The organism is Mycobacterium sp. SMC-13 (assembly GCF_045311035.1).
Lineage (GTDB): Bacteria > Actinomycetota > Actinomycetes > Mycobacteriales > Mycobacteriaceae > Mycobacterium.
The window spans coordinates 50,103-65,277 of sequence record NZ_JBJIAI010000008.1; the positions used below are offsets into that span (position 1 = coordinate 50,103).

Genomic DNA, 15,175 nt, shown 5'->3' on the forward strand with positions numbered 1-15,175 from the left:
GATGTCGAAGCTGCAGCTGGTTCAGGAGCCGTCCGCCGACGCACTGCTCGAGTCCAACCCGTTCGCACTGCTGGTCGGGATGCTCCTGGATCAGCAGATTCCGATGGAAGTGGCGTTCGCCGGACCGAAGAAGCTCGAGGACCGGATGGGCTCGCTCGACGCGCGCGAGATCGCCGAGTACAACCCCGACAAGTTCGCCGAGCTGTTCGCGCAAACCCCTGCGGTACACCGGTTTCCGGGTTCCATGGCCAAGCGCGTGCAGGCGCTGTCGCAGGTGATCGTCGACGAGTACGACGGCAACGCCGCGGCCCTGTGGACCACCGGCAACCCCGACGGTAAAGAGGTGCTGCGCCGGCTCAAGGCACTGCCCGGCTTCGGCGAGCAGAAGGCCAAGATCTTCCTGGCGCTGCTCGGCAAGCAGTACGGCGTCACACCCGAGGGCTGGCGCGCCGCGGCGGGCGACTACGGCAAGCAGGGCACGCACATGTCCGTCGCCGACGTCGTCGACAAGGGCTCACTGGATCAGGTTCGCGCCTACAAGAAGCAGATGAAAGCAGCGGCGAAGGCCGCCAAGGCCTGAGTGTTGATTCAAGCGTGGGGGATGACGAGGAGATTGTCGCGATTCCCCTCGTCAAGCCCCACGCTCGACGCGGTCAGAGCGGCGGACCGTCGAACCGCTCGCGGGTGGTGAACTCCGAAACCGGACGCCGGGTCAGCTTCGTCACCTGCTTGACGGGCTTGCCCAGGGGCAGCATGCACGCGACGGCGTAGTTGTCCGGGATGCCGAGCAGCTCGCGCACCTTGGGCTCCTGCGCGACCACCATGGTCGTCAGCACGCCGCCGTAGCCTTCGTTGCGGGCGGCCAGCAGGATGTTCCAGACGAACGGGTAGATCGACGCGCCGCTGATCACACCGATGCGATCCAGGTGCTGATCGAACGCCGCTGCCACGCCGAGGTCCAGGCACACCACGAGCACGACTTCGGCGCCCAGCAGCGTCCCGGTGACCATGCCATCGGGTACCGGGGTCGCCTCCACGACCGCGGGATCAACCCCGCAGGGCTGCAACGGGTTCCACGGTCCTTCGCCGGCGGCGATCTGCGCGATGTACTGCCGGGCGCCGGGCTTGGACAGCTCGCCCAGCTTCTTGCGGGTTTCGACGTCACGGACCGCGATCACCCGCGCGCCCTGCCGGTTGCCGCCACTCGGGGCGAAGCGCGCGTTGTCGAGGATGCGTTCGAGCACATCGTCGGGCAGGGGCTCGCCGCTGAACTTGCGGACAGCGCCGGTCGTGCGCATGACGTCGTAAATCTCCATACCGACCATCATGCGTATGGGAAGGTGATGTGTATGGCTAAGACACACTTGAATTGCCCCTGCGGCGAGGCGATTTCCGGCAGTGACGAGGACGATCTGGTCGAGAAGGCCCAGGCCCACCTCGCCGAGCAACACCCCGGTCGGGAGTACGACCGCGAGATGATTCTCTTCATGGCCTACTGAGCCATCAACAAGGCGGGCGTGGCTGCCGTTGGGGGGGGCCACGCTCGCTGTTGCGTAGTCGGGTCGTGTCCGGCCGTCATACTGGCGACCGTGACGCCGAGAAAGGCAGGGGAGCCGACTCCCGAGCGGGGCTGGCTGACGCCGAAGCAGCAGCGAGCCTGGGTGGCCTACATGCGGGTACAGCTTCGGATGAACTACGAGATGAACCGGCAGCTGCAAGCCGACTCGGGGCTCTCGCTCGCTGACTACGACGTGCTGGTCGCGCTCAGCGGCGACAACGGCGGCGGCCTGCGTGTCAGTGACCTGGCCGCGCAGATCGGCTGGGAACGCAGCCGGCTCTCGCACCAATTGCGTCGCATGGAAGAACGCGGCTTGACCGAGCGCCGACCGAGCACCGCGGACGGCCGCACCACCAATGTCGTGCTGACCGCCGACGGCCGGCGGACGATCGCCGAGGCCGCACCCGGGCACGTCGACCTCGTGCGCAGTCTGTTCTTCGACCCGCTGCCGGAGAACCTGCTCGGACCGTTCACCGCGGCACTGGAGCACATTCACGTCAACCTCGATCACCACAGCTCGCTCCCGCCCGCGCCGGGCTAGAATTAGGTGATAAATCACCTATATGGAGCGTCATGAGTGAAGTCATCACCCGCTTGATGGAAGCCAATCTGCTCGCCGTGTTCGATGAACGCGATCCACGGCTCCGTGTCGCCGCGATCGCGGAGACCTACTCGGACGATGTCACGTGGGTCGATGATGACGGCGTGACCGTCGGCCGCGACCAGTTGAATGCCAAGGCGGCTGAGCTGCAGGAAAAGCTGGCAGGCTTGCATTTCGTGAAGGTCGGCCCGGTGCGCCAGACCCGTGGCCTGGGCTTCCTGGCGTGGGAGGTGCGTACTCCGGACGACGCCACGGTGGCGTCGGGTTTCGACGTCGCGGAGATCGTCGACGAGCGCATCGTTCGGCTGTGGACTGTGCTGAATGCCGCGGAATAGGTGATACATCACCTATGTTGTGACTGCCGAACGGCACACAACAGTGAGGACAACGATCATGGGACAGCTCGACGGCAAGACAGCACTGGTCACCGGGGGAACGTCGGGCATCGGCCTGGCGACCGCGAAGCGCCTCGCGGACGAGGGCGCGTACGTGTTCATCACCGGACGTGATCGCACGCGGCTCGATGAGGCGGCCGCAGCCATCGGCGCGCACGGTGTCCAGAGCGACATCAGCAAGCCCGAGGAGCTCGACGTCCTCGCCGCCGCGATCGCCGAGCACGGCGCAGGCCTCGACGTCGTCTTCGCAAATGCCGGCGGCGGCGACTTCGCCACCCTCGCCGATGTGACACCCCAGCACTACCGCGACAACTTCGACCGCAATGTGGCCGGCACGGTGTTCACCGTGCAGAAGACGCTGCCGCTGCTGAACGACGGCGCGTCGATCATCCTCGCCGGCTCCACCGCCGCGTCCGAAGGCGTTCCGGCGTTCGGGCTCTACGCCGCGTCCAAAGCTGCCATCCGGTCGCTCGGTCGCACGTGGGCAGCGGAGCTCGCCGACCGCAAGATCCGGGTCAACACCGTCGTCCCGGGACCGATCGAAACCCCTGGACTGACCGGCTTGGCACCGGCCGAGCAGAAGCAGGATCTCCTCGACGGCATGGCGGCGCAGGTGCCGCTGAAGCGGTTGGGACGCCCCGAGGAGATCGCGGCCGCGGTGCTGTTCCTGGCCTCGGACCAGAGCAGCTTCATGACCGGTGCCGAATTGGCCGTCGACGGCGGCCAGATCCAGCTCTGACCGCCACGTCGAGACGATGCCGTCGGCTGGTTGACCTCGGCATCGTCTCGACACCACGGCTGGTTTGATCGCCCGAGCCCGCGGCTATGCCCCTGGGTATGCACCAGGTTCTGGAACGCGAAGGCAAGTGGGACGTCGATGACCGGTTTCGATTGCCCGATCTGCGCGGCATCGTCGCCGACGCCGACATCGAGCACGACACCGTCGACCTCACCAGCGACTACTACGACACCAGCGACCGCGACCTGCTGGCGCACCGCGTCCAGCTGCGCCGTCGCTCCGGCGACGCTGACACGGGGTGGCAGCTGAAGGTGCCGGCCGCCGATGGGCGCGTCGAACTGCACTGGGCGCTGACGGAGAAGTTGCCCGATGCGGCCGCTGAGCTCCTCGGCGGCATCAGCCTCGGCAAGCAACTGGCGAGCGTCGCCACGATCCACACCGTCCGGGACCGGTACCGGCTCGCCGAGCCCGGGTCCGGCGAACTCTATGCCGAGATTGCCGACGATTCGGTGCGGGCGTCGGCGAACGAGCGGCTGCTGGCCTGGCGCGAGGTCGAGGTTGAACTCGGGCCGCACACCCCGTCGATTCCGAAGCGCCTCATCCGCCGTCTGAAAGCCGCGGGCGCCCGGCCTTCGCGCTTTCCGTCGAAGCTCGCCCACGTCCTGCCGCAGATTCGGTCCGTCGAGCGCGTGTCGCCCGCGGCGCGTGCGTTGCTCGGGTACCTCAACGCCCAGATCGACCAGATCGTGTTGGGCGACATCGAATTACGGCGGGGACAGGACCCCATCCACGACACGCGGGTGGCGATCCGGCGGCTGCGGAGCACGCTGCGGGTGTTCGGCAAGCTGCTGGATCAGGCCTCCGTGGAAGAGCTCGACGAGGACCTGCGGTGGTTCGCGGGGCTGCTCGGGGAGGTCCGTGATTGTCAGGTGCAGCAGTTCAGATTCACCGAAGCGCTCGAAGAGTTGCCGGAAGAATTGATCCTGGGTCCGGTCCGGGCCCGCATCCGCAATGACCTGCAGGCCGTCGAGCTGCCCGCGCGGGCGCGCATCACCGAGGCCATGGACTCGCCGCGTTACCGGGCGATGATGACGGTGCTGCGGTCATGGCGCACCGCGCCACCGGTCGATCTCGAGACGAGCACCGCCGCACTGGTCAAGCGGGCACGTAAGGCCCAGCGGAAAGCTGACCGACGGCTCGTCGCAGCGCTCGGTGGTGATGACGTCGACGCCGCGCTGTTGCACCGGGCCCGCAAGGCCGCCAAGCGTGCCCGGTACGCGGCGGAGCTATGCCGCGATGTCGAGGGCTCGAAACGAACGGTCAAGCATTACAAGCGATTTCAGTCGATCCTGGGCGATCACCAGGACACCGTGGTCGCATCTGACATCTTGCGCCGCCTGGCGCTGGCGAGTGGCACGACGGCCGGCGAGAACGGCTTCACCTTCGGCCTGCTGTACGGCCGCGAACAGCGGATAGCCGACGCGTGCCGACAGCAGGCCCGAGAGATGTTGTGATTACGGCACCACCGACGAACCGATGGTGGGCATGAACTGGCACTGCTTCTCGGTCGTGGTCACCTGACCGAAGATGGTCGACATGATGCTGCCCGAGCCGGTGTCGACGATGGCGGTCAGCGTCGTCGGGCCCTGCGGGTTGATGTCGGCCTGCGGCTTGAGGGTCGCGCTGCCCGACTTGCCGGTCGTCAGGTTGACCCAGGTGACGTTCAGCGGCAGCTTCTGCTCGGCGGCCGGGCCGGGCGTGCCGACCGCGGTGAACACGTAGGCGGTCTGGCCGGGGCCGGGACCTGGGGTCGGAATCTTCGCGGGGCCCGCCACGCTGATGGCCGTCGCCAGCACGTTGCCGCCGTCGGCACCGCAGCCGTTGCTGATCGACGGGTACATGAAGTCCTGCGTGATCGGCGTGCCCGGGCCGAACGCGCCGGCCGGCGCGGGGGCCGGCGCAGCGGCCGGGGCGGCATCGGGAGCCGGGACCGTCGCCGCGGCCTGGGCGACCGGGGCAGCGGCCGGGGCGGCCTCAGGAGCCGGCGCCGGCGCAGGTGCCGGGGCAGGGGCGGCTGCCGGAGCCGGAGCTGCGGCGGGTGCGGGTGCGGCCTCGGGGGCCGGAGCCGGGGCAGCCTCAGGGGCCGGTGCCGGAGCGGCCTCGGCCACCGGGCCGACGGCGTGCACCGGGTCGACGCCGGCCGGCAGGTGGGCCTCGGCACCAGGAACGGCGCCCGGGGCGGGCACGTGGTTCGCGGCCGGGTCGGCGGCGAACTGGTTCACGGCGTTGGCCAGATTCTTCGAATCCGACGGTGCCGCCTTGTTCCCGGCGAACGCCCGGGCTGCTGCCATGAGCAGCTCCGCGGCGCCCGCCGGGTCAGCGGCGGCCTGCTGGATCACCGGGGCGAGAGTCTGCATGGCCGGCAGACCAGGAGCCTGCAGGCCATCGATGGGCAGCGGCAACGGCAGTGGCGACGCCGGATCAGCGTGGGCGACGGTGGCCGCGCCGATCGTGAGTGCGACGGATGCGCCGAGTGCGACGAACAGCTTCCTCGATTGCATGACTCTCTCCCCGGTTTCGTATCGGTTATCTGGTTACGGCGCGGATCACGGCAAGCCGGAGGTGATGACCGGCGCAAGGCTGGTCAGGCTCATGATCCCCGGGACGACGCCCGGGATGGCCTGTGCAGCCGGCGCGGCAGCCGCCACGGCGGCGGGTGCGGTGGCCAGCGGCGACGCCGCCGCAGCCGGAGCGGCGAGCGGTGCCGTGGCGGCGGCCAGCGGGGCGGCAGCGGCCGGAGCAGCGGCAGCCAGCGGTGCGGCCAGTGGTGCGGTCGCGGCGGCGAGCGGGGCAGTCAGCGGCGAGGTCGCAGCGGTTGCGGCGGTCGCAGCGGGCGCGGCAGCAGCAGCGGGCTGCGGCAGCAGGTTCGCCAGCGGGGTGCCGGCCGGCAGCAGCGAGGTCAGGTCACCGGGGAAGGCGACCTGCTTCGGCAGCGGGACGGGCGAGCCCGGAATCTGCGGCAGGTTGATGTTGGCCGACGGGATCAGGCCCTGGGCCGGGGCCGGCGCAGCAGCGGCGGCCGGGGCAGCGGCCGCCGGAGCGGTGGCGCCGGGGACCAGGTTCTGCGGCAGGGTCACCGATGCAGTGGCGGCCGGAGCGGCCGGAGCGGCGGCCGGCGCGCCCGAGGTCAGGGCCTGGGTGACACCCGACAGCGCCTGGACCGGAGCCTGGGCGAGTTCGTTGACCAGCGGCGTGCCGGGCACGACGGGGGCCGGGGCCGCGGGGGCCGGGTCGGCGGCGGCGACCGCGCTCAGGGCGATCGCCACCGGGACTGCGCCGGCGGCGGCAATCATGCTGGTGGCCAACAATTTTCCAGTGGTGCGTGTGCGCATTTTGGGGGTCCTCCCGGTCCAGTCGTGGCGCGTCATCACCGAAGCTATTCAGTTACTGGTGTTACTCAAGTGACACGTGTGGCATTTATGGATCCGTTACTGATCGGAAGGCGAAGGGTGACCGACCGTTACAGTCATGCGATAAACACCGCCACGCGATCAGTTCTCCGATGGGCGCCGCTGATGCTGGCGCTCAGCGTCGCCGCGCGCTTCGCGTGGACCTACCTGGTCCCCAACGGGGCCAACTTCGTCGACCTCCACGTCTACTTCGGCGGCGCGGCGACCCTCGGCAGTGGTCGCCCGCTGTACGACTACGTCTACGCCGACCAGACCCCGGACTTCCCGCTGCCGTTCACCTATCCGCCGTTCGCGGCAGTGCTGTTCTATCCGCTGCACTTCGTGCCGTTCGGTTTGCTGGCGTTCTGCTGGCAGGTCGGGATCATCGGTGCGCTCTACGGCGTGGTGTGGATCAGCTTGCGGCTCATCGGGTTTCGGGGCGAGCGAAGCGACGGGAAATGTCCAGTCGATCCCTCGCACCGGCTGGCCATGGCCTGGACGGCCGTCGGCATCTGGACCGAGCCGCTGCGCAGCACGTTCGACTACGGGCAGATCAACGTCGTCCTCGTACTGGCCGTTCTCTACGCCGTCTACAGCACCCGCTGGTGGTGGTCCGGTCTGCTGGTGGGTCTGGCCGCCGGGGTGAAGCTGACGCCCGCGGTCACGGGGCTGTACTTCCTCGGCGTCCGCCGGTGGGGCGCTGCGGTGTTCGCGGCCGTCACCTTCGCCGGCACCGTGCTGGTGTCGTGGCTGGTGCTGCGCGACCAGGCGCTCTACTACTTCACGGACCTGCTCGGCGACGCCCACCGGATCGGTCCCGTCGCGACGTCGTTCAACCAGTCCTGGCGCGGCGCGATCTCGCGGATCGTCGGCCACGACGCCGGTTTCGAGCCCGCGGTGCTGATCGCGGTGGTGCTGACGGCCGTGCTGGCGGTGTTCGCCTGGCGCGCCGTCTACGGTCCCGGCCGGCCGGATCGACTGGGCGCGCTGCTCGTCGTGCAGTTGTTCGGCCTGCTGTTCTCGCCGATCTCGTGGACCCACCACTGGGTGTGGCTGATCCCGCTGATGATGTGGTTGTGGCACGGGCCGTTCGCGGAGCTCGCTTCCGCGCGCGTCTTGCGTTGGATCTGGCTGGTGCTGCTGCTGGTCGGCGTGCCGTGGCTGCTGAGTTTCGCGCAGCCGACGATCTGGGTGATCAGCCGTCCGTGGTACCTGTCCTGGGCGGGGTTGATCTACCCGGTGATGACGGTGGTGACGCTGGCGTGGATGGCCCTGCGAACCAGGACTAGACGACCAGTCCGTTGATGTCCGTGGCCATCTCCACGTCCTTGTCGGTGATACCACCCTCGGAATGTGTGACCAGGGTGAAAGTAACTGTCCGCCAACGGATGTCGATGTCCGGATGATTATCCTTGGCTTCCGCGTGGATCGCCACTCGGCGGACGGCATCGATACCGTCGAGGAACGCCGGGAACTTCACGGACCTGCGTAGCGCGCCGTCGGCGCGTTCCCAGCCTTCGGGCAGTGCGGCGTCTACTTGTTCATCGGTGAGGACGGCCATGACCCCATTGTTGCGGCGAGAGTGGGGGATTACGAGGAATCGTTTGCGATTTTCCGCGTAAACCCCCACGCTCGACGGCCTGACCTGTGGATAACCGGGTCGCTGGGCGTCAGATTTGTCGCCCGTCCCGTCGAGGGTGACGTCATGGACCAACTCATCCTCGGGTCGCAGGCGCTGCGGACAGGACGCCTGACGGAGCATCAGTTGCGTACCCGGTATCGCATGGTTTATCGCAACGTGTACCTGGCCAAGGGCGTCGAGATGACGGCCGAGTTGAAGGCGCGCGCCGGTTGGCTGTTCGCAGGGCCGGATGCGGTGATTGCCGGGGTGTCTGCGGCTGCGGTGCACGGTACGAAGTGGCTCGACCCCGATGCGCCCGCGGTGGTGGTCCGGCCAGATCGCCATAGCCCACGAGGGCTGACGACTCATTCGTATGCCCTTGCTCCGCAAGACATTTGTGTGCGGCGCGGTATGCGTGTCACAACTGCCGCCCGCACGGCCTTCGACCTCGCGCGACTGCTGCCGCAGCACCGGGCCGTGCCGATAGTGGATGCGCTGATGAACGCAACCGATCTGAAACTCGTCGACATCGAACCGTTGATCGCGGCGAATCCAGGTACCCGCGGTGTGCATCGGGCGCAGTCTGCTCTGACGTTGGTGGACGGTGGTGCTGAATCGCCGCAGGAATCGCGGCTGCGGCTGGGGCTGGTCGCCGGCGGCCTTCCGTTTCCCGAGACGCAGATCCGCTTCTTCGACGATTACGGCGAGGCGTTCATCCGCGTCGACATGGGGTGGCGTCAGTGGAAGGTGGCAGTCGAGTACGACGGTGTCCAGCACTGGAACGACAGTCGGCAGCGGGCCTGGGATATCGAACGTCTCGCGATCCTGGAAGCCATGGGGTGGGTGGTCATCCGGGTCAGTGCGGCGATGTTGCGCGAGCCCGAAAAGCTGGTCGCGAGAGTGCGCGCGAAGCTGCGAGCCGCCGGATGCCCGGTCTGACGCCGAGCGTGGGGGTTTACGAGGTACTTCGGCCGAATATTCGCGTAAACCCCCACGTTCGACGAGCCAGTAGCCTGGCCGACGTGATCGTCGTCGCCGGAGCCCTTATCGCCGACGCCAGACTGCTGGTCGCTCAGCGCAATCGGCCGCCGGAACTCGCGGGCCTCTGGGAGCTGCCGGGTGGGAAGGTCGCGCCGGGGGAGACCGACGCGCAGGCGCTGGCCCGGGAACTCCACGAGGAACTTGGCGTCATCGTGACCGTCGGGGAAAAGGTGGGCGAGGACGTGCCGTTGTCCGACACCGTCACGTTGCGGGCGTACCGGGTGTCGACCGACGACGCGCCCCACGCCCACGATCACCATGCCGTGCGCTGGGTGGGTGCGGCCGAACTCGACGACCTGCCCTGGGTGCCGGCGGACCGCGCCTGGCTCGCGGAGTTGAAGGACGCGCTGACTCAGTAGTGCAGCTTGTCGCCGACGACGCGCGCCGACGCCATCGCCGTGCCGTGCTGCGCGGTGTACAGCGGGTGCAGCAGCGCGGGGTACTTGCAATGCGGGCAGTCGGTCTTCGGCTTGTTCACCGTGGAGAACGCCAAATGGTGACACGCAGCACACCGCACCACGAAGAATCCGCCGGCCCAATTGGCCAATCCGGCGAATATCGCGGCCGTTGCGCCGAGCGCCAGCACGAACCCGATGACTCCGGTCAACACTTCGTAGATGGTCATGATGGCGACCTCCTCGCGCTGGTTTCCCCGAACTGACGAGACGTTTCCACGGTACTCGCGAAACAGGCATAGAGGCAGGTCAATGCGTATATATCAGGCCTTGCGGGCGCGCTTGAAAACCTTCTCGAGGTCCTTGCCGTGGACCCCGTGGTGCGCCGCCTTCTGGACCTTGTGCAGCACCAGCGGACACCGCTTGCACCGGGGCTTGCTGCGGCAGCACTTCTTCTTCGGTTTCGCCCCGGCGAGCTTGCTGGCCTTCATCGATTAGCAGTTTTGCCAGGCCGTTCGCGGTTTCGCAAACCGACCCCCTCGCTGCGACAATCTTGGGCGTGAGTGAGCAGGCCAGTGCCGGATTCAGAAATGTCGCCATCGTCGCACACGTCGACCACGGCAAGACGACCCTCGTCGATGCCATGCTGCGGCAGTCCGGAGCCCTGGACCGGGGTGACGACTCCACCGAACGCATCATGGACTCGGGTGACCTGGAGAAGGAAAAGGGCATCACGATCCTGGCCAAGAACACCGCGGTGCACCGGCACAACGCCGACGGCACCGTGACGGTCATCAACGTGATCGACACCCCCGGCCACGCCGACTTCGGTGGCGAGGTCGAGCGCGGCCTCTCCATGGTCGACGGCGTCGTGCTGCTGGTCGACGCCTCTGAGGGCCCGCTGCCGCAGACCCGCTTCGTGCTGCGCAAGGCCCTGGCCGCGCACCTGCCCGTCATCCTCGTGGTCAACAAGACCGACCGGCCCGACGCCCGTATCGCCGAGGTCGTCGAGGAGAGCCACGACCTGCTGCTCGACGTCGCCTCCGACCTCGACGAAGAAGCCCAGGCCGCGGCCGAGAAGGCCCTGGACCTGCCGACCCTGTACGCCTCGGGCCGCGCCGGCGTCGCCTCGACCGTTCAGCCCGCCAACGGCGAGGTGCCCGACAGCGAGAACCTCGACCCGCTGTTCGACGTGCTGCTCGAGCACATCCCGGCGCCCAAGGGCAACCCCGACGCCCCGCTGCAGGCCCTGGTCACCAACCTCGACGCGTCGGCCTTCCTCGGCCGTCTGGCGCTCGTCCGGATCTACAACGGCAAGCTCAAGAAGGGCCAGCAGGTGGCCTGGATGCGTGAGGTCGACGGCGCGCCCGTCATCACCACCGGCAAGATCACCGAGCTGCTCGTCACCGTCGGTGTCGAGCGCACCCCGACCACCGAGGCCGTCGCCGGCGACATCGTCGCTGTCGCGGGTATGCCGGAGATCATGATCGGCGACACCCTCGCCGACCCCGATCACGCGCATGCCCTGCCGCGCATCACCGTCGACGAGCCCGCCATCTCGGTGACCATCGGCACCAACAGCTCGCCGCTGGCCGGCAAGGTCTCCGGTCATAAGCTGACGGCGCGAATGGTCAAGTCCCGCTTGGATTCCGAGCTCATCGGTAACGTCTCGATCCGCGTCGTCGACATCGGCCGTCCGGACGCCTGGGAGGTCCAGGGCCGTGGTGAGCTGGCGCTGGCCGTGCTCGTCGAGCAGATGCGCCGCGAAGGCTTCGAGATGACCGTCGGCAAGCCGCAGGTGGTCACCCGGCAGATCGACGGCAAGCTGCACGAGCCGTTCGAAGCCATGACCATCGACTGTCCCGACGAGTTCGTCGGCGCCATCACCCAGCTGATGGCCGCCCGCAAGGGCCGCATGGAAGAGATGACGAACCACGCCGCCGGCTGGGTCCGCATGGACTTCATCGTGCCGTCGCGTGGCCTGATCGGCTTCCGCACCGACTTCCTGACCCTGACGCGCGGCACCGGCATCGCCAACGCCGTGTTCGACGGCTACCGCCCGTGGGCCGGCGAGATCCGCGCCCGGCACACCGGTTCGCTGGTCTCGGACCGCAGCGGCACCGTGACGCCGTTCGCCATGATCCAGCTGGCCGACCGCGGTCAGTTCTTCGTCGAGCCGGGCCAGGACACCTACGAGGGCCAGGTCGTGGGCATCAACCCGCGCGCCGAGGACCTCGACATCAACGTCACCCGCGAGAAGAAGCTGACGAACATGCGCAGCTCCACCGCCGACGTCATGGAGACGCTGGCGCGGCCGCTGGAGCTCGGTCTGGAGCAGGCCATGGAGTTCTGCGCCGAGGACGAGTGCGTCGAGGTCACGCCCGAGGTCGTGCGCGTGCGCAAGGTCGAGCTGACCGCGAGCCTGCGCGCTCGCGCCAAGGCCCGCGAGAAGGCCCGCAACTAACTCTCACCGAACCGAAAGGCCGGTCGGCACAAGCGTTTTCGCGGAGTGCTAACCGGCCTTCTGGTTCTGGTCCAGCCAGGCGACACCCTCGTCGGCCGCCTTGATCAGCGCCCCGCGCTCACCGAAGTACGTCGACACCGCGCCGACCCACGGCAGCGCGCTCAAACGCTGCCACCACTTGTTCGGCTGCGGCCGCTTGGCGATCTCGTCGAACGTCGCGCGCAAGATGCCGGCCAGCTGCCAGATGCTCTTGACGACGACGACCGGCAGCGACGACGTGATGGCCTCCAGGGGCTTCCAGCCGTCCGGCGGGGTGTCGGGAAGCGGCTCCGGCTCCGGGGGCTGCGGCACATCGAAGTCCGCGGGCAGCTGCCGTCCGCACAACACCGCGGCCAGCAGTCGCACCTGCTCGCGCCGATCGGTGACGCCGTATTCGCGGGCCACCGCGCACAACACGATGGCGTGGTTGACGAACCCGGCCAGCTCACTCACCGGCAGCACCCGGGCCAGCACACCGAATGCGCCCGGCGTGGCCACCAGCACGGTGTTCAACGCGCCGACGCGGTGCACCCACCAGTGGATGCGCTCGTCTCGGCTCATCCGCTCCCAGGCGGCGGTGCCGGGCAGGTCGGCGGCGTTCATCAGCTGCGCGCCGGCGTTCATGGCCAGGTCCGCGGCGTTGGGGCTACGGCCGGCCTGAACGCGCCGGAGCCGCAGGCGCAGCCGCCGGACCCGGTCGGTCAGCCCGCGGGGCGGACTCAGCAGACGATGGGAGCGCTTACGCAGCCCGATCGGATCGGCTTGCGACAGCACGTTGAGCAATGGGTTGATGACAGCGACGGCGCGGCTCAGCGCGTCGGCGACGTCGGCATCGGACAGCGGGGTGTACGGCTTAGGCAGTAGTCCCATACCGGAGATTGTGGACCACATCAGGGGCGAGCGGAGCGACGGGGATTTGCATCGGTGGCCTCGGATGGTGGTTCGGGCTCACCGTGCCGATACCCTGACTGTCGTGCCGACCGCCCGCCGCCGATTGATGACGACCGGGGCACTGGTGTCGGTTCTGGCGCTTGCGGGCTGCACCGTGAGCCCGCCGCCGGCGCCGCGCAGCACCGAGACGACGAAGACCGTCGTCCCACCGCCACCGAAGATGAGCCAGATCATCATGGCCATCGACTGGATCGGCCCCGGCTTCAATCCGCATCTGCAGTCCGACCAGTCGCCGGTCAACGCGGCCATCTCGGCGCTCGTCTTGCCGAGCTCGTTCCGGCCCATCGCCGACCCGGCCGCACCGTCGGGTTCGCGCTGGGAACTGGACCCGTCGTTGCTGTTGTCGGCCGACGTGACCAACCAGAACCCGTTCACCGTCACGTACAAGATTCGCCCCGAGGCGCAGTGGACCGACAACGCGCCGATCGCCGCCGACGACTACTGGTACCAGTGGCGCCAGATGGTCAGTCAGCCCGGCGTCGTCGATCCGGCCGGCTACGACCTGGTGACCGGTGTCCAGTCGGTCGACGGCGGTAAGACGGCCGTGGTGACGTTCGCCAAGCCCTACCCGGCGTGGCGGGAGCTGTTCAACAACATCCTGCCGGCGCACATCGTCAAGGACGTGCCGGGCGGGTTCGGCGCCGGGCTGGCGCGGGCCATGCCGGTGACCGGCGGCCAGTTCCGTGTCGAGAGCATCGACCCGCAGCGTGACGAAATCCTGCTGGCGCGCAACGACCGGTACTGGAGTGTGCCGTCGGTGCCCGACCAGGTGCTGTTCCGGCGCGGGGGATCGCCTGCGGCGCTTGCAGATTCGATCCGTAACCGGGACACCCAGGTGGCCCAGGTGCACGGTGGGCAGGCGACTTTCGCGCAACTCGCGGCCATCCCGGGCGTGCGGACCGCGCGGATCGTCACGCCGCGGGTCATGCAGCTGACGCTGCGTGCGCAGCGGCCCGCACTGACCGACGTCCAGGTCCGCAAGGCACTGCTGGGTCTCCTCGACGTCGGCCTGCTGGCCGCCGTCGGCGCGGGCAGCGACAACACCGTGACGCTGGCGCAGGCGCAGATCCGGACGCCGTCGGACCCCGGCTACGTGCCGACGGCGCCGCCGGCGCTGGACCGCAACGCCGCGATGGACCTGTTGGTGCGCGCCGGGTACAACATCGAGCCGGACGTCGCGCCACCGTCGCCGCCCGGCGTGCCACCACCGCCGGGCCACGATCGGCTGGTCAAAGACGGCAAGCCGCTGGGGCTGGCCATCGGCGTCGCCGCCAACGACCCGACGTCGGTCGCGGTGGCGAACACGGCCGCCGACCAACTGCGCAGCGTCGGCATCGAGGCCACCGTGCTGGCCATGGATCCGGTGGCGCTGTACGCCGAGGGTCTGGAGCGGGTCGACGCCATCGTCGGCTGGCGTCATGCCGGCGGCGACCTGGCGACGGTGCTGGCATCGCGCTACGGCTGCCCGGGATTGGACGCGACGGCCGTCTCCACCGCGACGCCCCCGGTGCCGCCCCAGCAGCCGACGTCGACGTCGACGTCGAAAACCGCTGTGCCGCAGCCATCGACGCCGACGGTGACGTCGACGGCGCCGACCCTCCCGCTGCCCAAGCCGCTCGGCGGGGACCAGCTGGTGCAGGCGCCCAGTAACTTGACCGGCATCTGCGACCACGCGATTCAGCCGAAGATCGATGCGGCGCTGGCCGGCACCGAGAAGATCGCCGACGTGCTCAACGAATTGGAGCCCAAGCTCTGGGCGATGGAGACGGTGCTGCCGATCCTGCAGGACACCACGATCGTCGCCGCGGGGCCGACGGTGCAGAACGTCAGCCTCACCGGCGCCGTCCCGGTCGGGATCGTCGGCGACGCCGGCAAGTGGGTCAAGGTTCCCTGAGCGGCGGCCAGGCGATACGCAAGCGCAA

Annotated in this window: 18 protein-coding genes; 11 read left to right on the forward strand and 7 right to left on the reverse strand. The window is 68.6% G+C overall.

Annotation, left to right across the window (positions count from 1 at the left end; all coding sequences use genetic code 11):
• Position 1: 1 nt before the first annotated feature.
• Positions 2-580 (forward strand): HhH-GPD-type base excision DNA repair protein, encoded by a 579-nt coding sequence (locus tag ACJH6I_RS13715; RefSeq protein ID WP_318986239.1) that lies wholly within the window; start codon positions 2-4, stop codon positions 578-580.
• A gap of 73 nt (positions 581-653) precedes the next feature.
• On the opposite strand, the gene ACJH6I_RS13720 is transcribed toward ACJH6I_RS13715, so the two are convergent.
• Positions 654-1,316, reverse strand: a complete 663-nt coding sequence (locus ACJH6I_RS13720; RefSeq protein ID WP_318986238.1) for a nitroreductase family protein — start codon at positions 1,314-1,316, stop codon at positions 654-656.
• Between the two features lie 33 nt (positions 1,317-1,349).
• Between ACJH6I_RS13720 and ACJH6I_RS13725 the strand changes: the two genes are divergently transcribed.
• The 5 genes from ACJH6I_RS13725 to ACJH6I_RS13745 all read left to right on the forward strand — a co-directional run bounded on the left by ACJH6I_RS13725 (position 1,350) and on the right by ACJH6I_RS13745 (position 4,807).
• A complete protein-coding gene (locus tag ACJH6I_RS13725; protein ID WP_064859942.1) occupies positions 1,350-1,499 on the forward strand; it encodes a DUF1059 domain-containing protein in 150 nt (49 codons plus the stop codon).
• Between the two features lie 171 nt (positions 1,500-1,670).
• Positions 1,671-2,099 (forward strand): MarR family winged helix-turn-helix transcriptional regulator, encoded by a 429-nt coding sequence (locus ACJH6I_RS13730; RefSeq protein WP_406784236.1) that lies wholly within the window; start codon positions 1,671-1,673, stop codon positions 2,097-2,099.
• Between the two features lie 32 nt (positions 2,100-2,131).
• The gene (locus ACJH6I_RS13735) at positions 2,132-2,494 is read left to right on the forward strand and encodes a nuclear transport factor 2 family protein (protein ID WP_318986237.1); all 363 of its coding nucleotides are present in this window, start codon (positions 2,132-2,134) and stop codon (positions 2,492-2,494) included.
• Positions 2,495-2,552: 58 nt separating this feature from the next.
• Positions 2,553-3,293 (forward strand): SDR family oxidoreductase, encoded by a 741-nt coding sequence (locus ACJH6I_RS13740; protein ID WP_318986236.1) that lies wholly within the window; start codon positions 2,553-2,555, stop codon positions 3,291-3,293.
• Between the two features lie 98 nt (positions 3,294-3,391).
• The gene (locus ACJH6I_RS13745; RefSeq protein WP_318986235.1) at positions 3,392-4,807 is read left to right on the forward strand and encodes a CYTH and CHAD domain-containing protein; all 1,416 of its coding nucleotides are present in this window, start codon (positions 3,392-3,394) and stop codon (positions 4,805-4,807) included.
• Here the strand turns inward: ACJH6I_RS13745 and ACJH6I_RS13750 are convergent, their stop codons facing one another.
• The gene (locus tag ACJH6I_RS13750) at positions 4,808-5,854 is read right to left on the reverse strand and encodes a hypothetical protein (protein ID WP_318986234.1); all 1,047 of its coding nucleotides are present in this window, start codon (positions 5,852-5,854) and stop codon (positions 4,808-4,810) included.
• Between the two features lie 45 nt (positions 5,855-5,899).
• Positions 5,900-6,685, reverse strand: coding sequence for a hypothetical protein (locus ACJH6I_RS13755; protein ID WP_318986233.1), 786 nt, complete (start codon positions 6,683-6,685; stop codon positions 5,900-5,902).
• Positions 6,686-6,868: 183 nt separating this feature from the next.
• Between ACJH6I_RS13755 and ACJH6I_RS13760 the strand changes: the two genes are divergently transcribed.
• Positions 6,869-8,047 (forward strand): mannosyltransferase, encoded by a 1,179-nt coding sequence (locus tag ACJH6I_RS13760; RefSeq protein ID WP_318986232.1) that lies wholly within the window; start codon positions 6,869-6,871, stop codon positions 8,045-8,047.
• On the opposite strand, the gene ACJH6I_RS13765 is transcribed toward ACJH6I_RS13760, so the two are convergent.
• Positions 8,028-8,303 (reverse strand): 4a-hydroxytetrahydrobiopterin dehydratase, encoded by a 276-nt coding sequence (locus ACJH6I_RS13765; protein WP_406784219.1) that lies wholly within the window; start codon positions 8,301-8,303, stop codon positions 8,028-8,030. The two genes, ACJH6I_RS13760 and ACJH6I_RS13765, sit on opposite strands and share 20 nt — an antisense overlap.
• Before the next feature lie 144 nt (positions 8,304-8,447).
• Here ACJH6I_RS13765 and ACJH6I_RS13770 point away from each other — a divergent pair, with 144 nt between their 5' ends.
• Positions 8,448-9,302 carry a DUF559 domain-containing protein gene (locus tag ACJH6I_RS13770; protein ID WP_318986231.1) on the forward strand — a complete coding sequence of 285 codons (855 nt, stop codon included), beginning with the start codon at positions 8,448-8,450 and terminating at the stop codon, positions 9,300-9,302.
• A gap of 74 nt (positions 9,303-9,376) precedes the next feature.
• Complete coding sequence (locus ACJH6I_RS13775) at positions 9,377-9,763, forward strand: (deoxy)nucleoside triphosphate pyrophosphohydrolase (RefSeq protein ID WP_318986279.1); 387 nt, start codon at positions 9,377-9,379, stop codon at positions 9,761-9,763.
• Here the strand turns inward: ACJH6I_RS13775 and ACJH6I_RS13780 are convergent.
• Positions 9,757-10,029 (reverse strand): hypothetical protein, encoded by a 273-nt coding sequence (locus tag ACJH6I_RS13780; protein WP_073698499.1) that lies wholly within the window; start codon positions 10,027-10,029, stop codon positions 9,757-9,759. The two genes, ACJH6I_RS13775 and ACJH6I_RS13780, sit on opposite strands and share 7 nt — an antisense overlap.
• A gap of 93 nt (positions 10,030-10,122) precedes the next feature.
• Positions 10,123-10,290: a hypothetical protein gene (locus tag ACJH6I_RS13785; RefSeq protein WP_165605901.1), complete on the reverse strand. Its 168-nt coding sequence runs from the start codon at positions 10,288-10,290 to the stop codon at positions 10,123-10,125.
• Positions 10,291-10,358: 68 nt separating this feature from the next.
• On the opposite strand from ACJH6I_RS13785, the gene typA reads away from it, so the two are divergent.
• Positions 10,359-12,263, forward strand: a complete 1,905-nt coding sequence (gene typA / locus ACJH6I_RS13790) for a translational GTPase TypA (protein WP_318986230.1) — start codon at positions 10,359-10,361, stop codon at positions 12,261-12,263.
• Positions 12,264-12,311: 48 nt separating this feature from the next.
• Here the strand turns inward: typA and ACJH6I_RS13795 are convergent, their stop codons facing one another.
• On the reverse strand, positions 12,312-13,172 hold the full coding sequence (locus ACJH6I_RS13795; RefSeq protein ID WP_318986229.1) for a hypothetical protein: 861 nt from the start codon (positions 13,170-13,172) through the stop codon (positions 12,312-12,314).
• Between the two features lie 64 nt (positions 13,173-13,236).
• Between ACJH6I_RS13795 and ACJH6I_RS13800 the strand changes: the two genes are divergently transcribed.
• Positions 13,237-15,147, forward strand: coding sequence for an ABC transporter family substrate-binding protein (locus tag ACJH6I_RS13800; RefSeq protein WP_318986228.1), 1,911 nt, complete (start codon positions 13,237-13,239; stop codon positions 15,145-15,147).
• Positions 15,148-15,175 lie beyond the last annotated feature (28 nt).